The following is a 6,320-nucleotide window of genomic DNA, read 5'->3' on the forward strand; positions in this document are numbered from 1 at the left end:
GCACCCTCCCCGTGTGTTGGGACCGGGCGGGGAACGGGGACATCAGGCAGTGAAGCGCAGTCTCGACCGCAAAACCAGGATAGCGCTCGAACCGCGCAAGCAGCCGCGCCAACAACGGTCGAGCAAGGTGGTCGACAGGATTCTCGACGCGGCGCTGATCCTGACGCGGGAGCAAGGAACCAAGACGCCGACGACGCTCGCCATTGCGCAGCGCGCAGGCCTGTCGGTCGGGTCGGTCTACCAATACTTCCCCAACAAGGAAGCCATTCTTCTGGACCTCGCCCGGCGCTGGCTGTCCTCCTTTCCCGAAGTGATCGAGAAGCGTATCAAGGTCCCCCGGCCCACCAACCGCGAAGAATTCCGGCGCGAAGTGCGCAAGCTCTTTATCGACACGTCCAGTATCTATCTCGAGAACGCGACCCTGATGCCGGTGATCGAGGCCATTTCAGGCAATGCCGATCTCAGGCCTATCCAGGACGAATATGACGAGCAGATCATCGCGCTTTACGCCGCCTGGCTGCGGCATGTGAATCCTGTTCTTGAAGACAAGATCGCCAAACGGCTCGGCCTTGTGATGATGGAGGTCGGGCACGCCTGCCGGCTGGTCGGACTGAAGAGGGATCGCAGGACATACAACCTCATCGAGGACGATGTGGAAACCATGTGGCTCGCTCTGGTGAGCCCCTATCTCAACCTTGACTGATTTCGCACTTCGAGAGGAATTTCATGAAGACTGTCTATTCGCCGCTTCATGCTGGCCATGCCGGCCAGATGGAACTGGTCACCGCTGCGATCGTGCCGGGTTTCGAAATGCCCTCGCGGGCCGAATTCATCAAGGCGCGGGTCGAAAGCGAGAAACTGGGTCCGATCGTCCTGCCGCTCGAGCACGATCTTGCTGCCGCCAGGCGTATCCACAAGGCCGACTACATCGACTTCCTGCCGACGGTCTGGCCGCAATGGGTGGAAGCCGGTTTCAAGGGCTCGGCGATGCCCTTCACATGGCCGACCCGCGGCCTGCGCGGCGACGTGCCGCCAAAGCGCATCGACGCCCTGCTCGGTTATTATTCCTTCGATGCCGGCGCCACCTTCGTCGAAGGCACCTGGGCCGCGATCAAGTCGTCCTATGACGTGGCGCTGACCGCCGCCGGCCTGGTCAAGGGCGGCGAGGCATCCGCTTTCGCGCTCTGCCGCCCGCCGGGCCATCATGCGGGAGCCGGATTCATGGGCGGCTATTGCTTCATCAACAACGCCGCCGTCGCCACGCAATGGTTCCTCGACCAGGGCGCCAGCCGTGTGTCCATACTCGATGTCGACTACCATCATGGCAACGGCACGCAGGAGATCTTCTATGACCGCGCCGACGTGCAGGTCCTCAATCTGCACGGCGATCCGATGGTCGAATATCCCTTTTTCCTCGGCCATGCCGATGAACGTGGTTCGGGCGCCGGCGAAGGCTTCAACATCAACTATCCGATGCCGTTCGGCACCGACTGGGACGCCTGGAATGCCTCGCTTGAAGATGCCTGCGCCAAGCTTGCCGCTTACGCGCCGGACGTCGTCGTCGTCTCGCTCGGCGTCGACACTTTCGAGAAGGACCCGATCAGCCAGTTCAAGCTGAAGACGTCGGACTATCCCAAGATCGGCCGCCGCATCGCCAGGCTCGGCCTGCCGACGCTGTTCGTCATGGAAGGCGGCTATGCCGTCGAGGAGATCGGCGTCAACGCCGTCGGCGTGCTGACCGGTTTCGAGGGCAGGTAAATGCCGTCACCCCAAAGGCGTGAGCGATTTTGGGGCACCGACTGCAGAAGCAAAGCGAGGGACCGGGCGGCGCTGCTGCCGGGTTCTCGCGATCAGGTTGCGGTGCCGGTGCTCGGCACGACCGCCGGTGCGGCTGCCTTGCGTGAGCGGCCGAAATAATAGACCGCCGCCGCCGCGATGACGCCGGCGGCCAGGATGCCCGCCGCCAGCACCGGCCGATACCAGAACCAGGCGATGGCGATCGTCGTCGTGCCGACCAGGATCGCCAGGAAGAAGGCGATGATGCCGGTGCCCATCCGCGCCATGCTGCCAAGGAACGGAATGACGTCGAGGATCACCCCGATCGGGCTGAGGAACAGGGCAAAGCCGATGGTCAGCAACAGCAGGCCGGCAGCGCGCAGCAGCCAGGTGATCAGCGTGTTTGCGCTGACGGCTTCGGCAAACATCTTGTCGGCCGGGACAGTGCCGGTGTCGACCATCAGCAATTCGTCGCCGGCCACCGTCTGGTAGGGTTCGAACCGGCTGCCGGCCTGACGTGCCACGATGCTGACCACGCCGAGCGGCGCCAGTTCGTAGCCGATGCGGTAGTCGCCCAGCGCCGGCGTCGTCGTGTCGACGCCGAGATAGATCTTGCCGTCGACGATGTTGAGCGGCTTGGCGCCGGCATAGGCGGCCTTGATCGCGGCTGACTGACTGGCCGACAGCGAATAGTCCTTGTCACCCTCGATGCGATCGAGCACTGGCTGATCGAGCGTAAAAGCACTGAGCTTGCCTTCCGGAATCTGGAAGGTCCGGCTGTGGATCGCCATCGGCGGATTCTGGTGGCCGTCCGGCTTCTTGAAATCCGAGGAGTCGATCTGGCTGTCGTCCCACACCTTCGAATAGCTGTAGGTGGTGACCGTCTCCTCGCCGCCGCCAAGTTTCTTGGTGGTCTCGGATTTGGACTCTTCCTTCCACTGGTACATCTCGACGTCGCGCGACAGGCGCAGCCCTTGCGCCGCGATACCGAAATCCGGATCGGACAGGCCGCTGTCCGCCGTCACCGGCCCGCTGACATGCACCAGCCTGCCGTCATTGGCGGCATCGACGCTGTCGGCGCTGACAGAGACCACGGCGCCAGCCCCTTCGGCGAGCGAGCGTGCCGTCTGCACCGCGCGGCCCTCGTTCCAGAACAGGCCGATCACCATCAGCACGATCAAAAGCAGGCCGAAGATGACACCACCGACCGCGCGCTTGATCCGCCCGAACCACGAGACGGATGTAACTTCCCGAAATGAATCGCTCATCGTTTCCCCCGAAACCAACAGTGCCAAGATTTGCGCGCGGCCGGCGGCCGCGCATTGAACCGATCAATCGGCGTGGATTTGCGCACCGCAATCCCTGGCCGAAGCACAGGAATGCACCGCCCGCGTCGTGCCACCGTCGCCGACCCGCCACGGCGAGGCGGACAGCGGCGCTTGCTGCTTGCCGCCGAAAAGGTCAAGCGCCCGCATCGCCGTCTGCTCGCCTTCCGCGTCGCGCTTGACGATCTCGACATTCCTAAGTCCGATCGCGGCAAGCTGCGGCATCACCACATCCGGGTCGCCCGCCACCACGATCAGCGACGGATCGAGCGAAGATAGTGCCAGCGCCTGCTTCTGCACCGCACCGAGCGTCAATTGGGTGCGCGCCGTCATCCGGCTCTGCTGGTCCTCCAGCGTCGAACCGGAGCCGACGGCACCGATCAGCGAACCGAACAGGCCGGCCGAAGTCTCCGCCGATCCGGCCAGCGCCCGGCGATAGACCGTCACCGTGCGGTCGACCTCGTCCTGCGCCACCGGCAAGGTGGTCAGGCCGGCAAAGCCTTTCAGGATCTCGGTGATCGCCGGACCAGTGTTGGCCCGCTCGACGGTGGTTGCCACCACCAGCCCGGACCCGACTTTCATCGGGCTCAAGAGATAGCTCGACACGCCATAGGAATAGCCCTTCTCCTCGCGGATCACCGAGTTCAGTCGGCTGGAGAAATCGTCGCCGAGCAGATTGGCGACCGCGGTCGATTCCGCGCGCTCGCCCTCGTCGGTGCCGGGCGCCGGCCGCGCCACGAACAGCGCCGACTGGCTGGCGCCGGGCTCGGGCACCAGCAGCACTTTCTGGCCGCCATTGAAATGCGCCGCCGGCGATGGCTCGACCGCATAGCCGGCGGCGTTATCCGCCCACGTGCCGAACGCCTTTTCAAGGCTTGCCGCCACCGTCGCAACCGGCATCGGACCGACGCTGTAGAACGTCACCGCCTTCGGCGTGAACTCCGTCCTGAAGGCGGACCTGGCATCGTCGAGCGAGATCGAGGCCAGCGCCTTGGCCGACCAGTCGATCGCGGCCTTGTCAGGCACCTGTGGAATCAGCGCCGCCTTGGCCGCGCGGCCGGCAACGCCCGGCAGGTCCGCCTCGCGGCCATTGAGCCAGTCGACGGTCTGCGCCATCAGCACGCTCCAGTCGGCTTTGTCGAAACGCGGCTTCAGCACCGCATCGGCAAGCAGACCGACACCTTGGTCCAGTTTTTCCGGCGGCACGCCGAGCGTCATCGCGGTGGTCAGGTATCCGGCCTGATAGCCGACGCTGGCACCGATATCGCTGGTCGCCTTGGCGAAGTCGGCCGAGCCGCGCTCGCCGGCGCCACGCGTTGCCATGCTTGCGGCAAGCTCGAGCAGCCCTTCCTTGCCTTCCGGCACACTGTTCCAGCCGCCGTCGGCGCTGGCCGCCACATAGACCATCGGCGCTTCCGGCATGGTGTAGTGGACGAGCTTGATGCCGTTCGACAGCGTCGCCGTTTCCATGGCGGGCAACGCCGCCGAAGGCGCCTCGCCGGCCTGGTGCTTCGGAATATCGATCGCTGCCCGCTCCGGCGCCGTGAACGGCAGCGGCGTGCCGGACGATCCGATCAGCGCGTCGGGGTAGCCGCCGCGCGGACCCGGCTTCAACACCAGCACGCTTGCATCTTCCGGCCTCAGCAGCCGCTTCATCGTTGCTTCGACATCAGCGACGCTGGCATTGCTGACGTGCGGATCGTCGACCAGCGCGCTTTGCGCGTCGCCGAGAATGTCGGCGTTGTAGGAAACCGTGCCGGCGCGATCCTTCAGCGCTTCGCTGCCGAGCCGCGTGGCCAGCAATATCCCGTTGCGCGCGCGTTCGACATCGGCCGCATCAAGCGGCATCTTCTGGAAATCCGCGAAAGCGGCTTTCATCGCGCCTTCGAGCGCTTCGGGCGTCACGCCTGCCGCCGCGCCGGCCTCGAAGGTGAAGCGGCCGCCAAGCAATCCGCCGGTCCAGCTCGCGTTGGCATAGGTGGCGACGCCCTGTTCCGAGACGAGGCGATTGCGCAGGAAGCCGTATTCGCCATTGCCGAGCACTTCGGCAGCGATGCTGAGCGCGCCATTGTCTGGCGATTGCGCCGCCGGGCCGCTGAAGCCGACCACGACGACGGGGCTCGGCACACGGTCCTCGAGCACCAGCTTGAGTCGCGCCTGCGTCGGCTCGGGCACTGCTGGCCGAGCCACATCGGCGCCGCGCGGCACCCGGCCGAACGTGTTGGCAATCAGCGCCTTGGTGTCATCGACCTTGAGGTCGCCGACCAGCACCAGCACCGCATTGTTGGGCAAATAATAGGTGTTGAAGAAACCGCGCACGTCGTCCAGCGTCGCCGCGTCGAGGTCGGCGACCGAGCCGATGACCATGCGGCTGTAGGGATGCGGTTTCGGGAACAGCCCTGACCAGAAGGCCTCCCAGCCGGATGCGCCGGCCTTGTCCAGCACGTTCTGGCGCATCTCGTTCTTGACCACCGAGCGCTGCAGGTCGAGCTTGGCCTGCGTTACCGAACGGCCGAGATTGGCCATGCGGTCGGCTTCCAGCGACAGGATCATCGGCAGCGACGACGACAGCCCGTCGACATAGAAAACGGTGCCATCCTCGGTGGTCCAGGCATTGATTTCGTTGCCGAGCGCGGCATGGGCGCCGAACACGTTCGGCCAGGCCGGCGTGCCGGAAAACATCAGGTGCTCGAACAGATGCGCGAAACCCGAGCGGCCGGCGGGTTCATTCATCGAACCGACGCGGTAGCGCAGGTTCATCACCACCTTCGGCGCCCGATGGTCAGGCACCAGCACCACCTGCAGCCCGTTGTCGAGCGCATAGGTGACAACAGGCTCGGCCTGTGCGGGAGCTACCGCCCACGCACCGATCAAGATCGCAAGCATCACCGTGAACGCCAGGAAAACCCGCTTCATAATCACCCCCCCAATGCCGATGGCCGCGAACAAGCGCCGCCCATCTCGCCCAGTCCGACCGAAGGGACGCCCATCCCTGCCGGTCAGCGGAAACCTATCGGAATCGATCGGCCCTCGATATGCCAACTTAACAACAGCGTCTGGCTTTTTCGTGTCGGCGTTTCCATGACCCWAGGGTGGTGAAAGGGCTTGGGAGTCCGCATCTGAGTCGCATGCGTGTCCATAGGATTCTATTTTGTCAAATCGCGTTTGATGTCAGATTCAACTGAGGGTAGATTAGACCCGTTTCAGCCGGTCCTAGGG

Annotated in this window: 4 protein-coding genes; 2 read left to right on the plus strand and 2 right to left on the minus strand. The window is 64.6% G+C overall.

Annotation, left to right across the window (positions count from 1 at the left end; genetic code table 11):
* Both ACXJ7R_RS22075 and ACXJ7R_RS22080 read left to right on the plus strand, forming a co-directional pair.
* The coding region (locus ACXJ7R_RS22075) for a TetR/AcrR family transcriptional regulator (RefSeq protein ID WP_457153708.1) at positions 1-703 on the plus strand (703 nt) is incomplete at its 5' end.
* Positions 704-726: 23 nt separating this feature from the next.
* Complete coding sequence (locus ACXJ7R_RS22080) at positions 727-1,758, plus strand: histone deacetylase family protein (protein ID WP_457153709.1); 1,032 nt, start codon at positions 727-729, stop codon at positions 1,756-1,758.
* 92 nt (positions 1,759-1,850) lie between these two features.
* On the opposite strand, the gene ACXJ7R_RS22085 is transcribed toward ACXJ7R_RS22080, so the two are convergent.
* Both ACXJ7R_RS22085 and ACXJ7R_RS22090 read right to left on the minus strand, forming a co-directional pair.
* Positions 1,851-3,044 (minus strand): TMEM43 family protein, encoded by a 1,194-nt coding sequence (locus ACXJ7R_RS22085; RefSeq protein WP_457153710.1) that lies wholly within the window; start codon positions 3,042-3,044, stop codon positions 1,851-1,853.
* A gap of 63 nt (positions 3,045-3,107) precedes the next feature.
* Positions 3,108-6,017 (minus strand): M16 family metallopeptidase, encoded by a 2,910-nt coding sequence (locus ACXJ7R_RS22090; protein WP_457153711.1) that lies wholly within the window; start codon positions 6,015-6,017, stop codon positions 3,108-3,110.
* Positions 6,018-6,320 lie beyond the last annotated feature (303 nt).

It is taken from the genome of Mesorhizobium sp. P5_C1 (assembly GCF_054049815.1).

What these genes read in the sequence shown, in the direction of transcription:
- ACXJ7R_RS22080 (WP_457153709.1), top strand. Translation starts at nt 727, where the DNA reads ATGAAGACTGTCTATTCGCCGCTTCATGCTGGCCATGCCGGCCAGATG.
- ACXJ7R_RS22085 (WP_457153710.1), bottom strand. Translation starts at nt 3,044, where the DNA reads ATGAGCGATTCATTTCGGGAAGTTACATCCGTCTCGTGGTTCGGGCGG.
- ACXJ7R_RS22090 (WP_457153711.1), bottom strand. Translation starts at nt 6,017, where the DNA reads ATGAAGCGGGTTTTCCTGGCGTTCACGGTGATGCTTGCGATCTTGATC.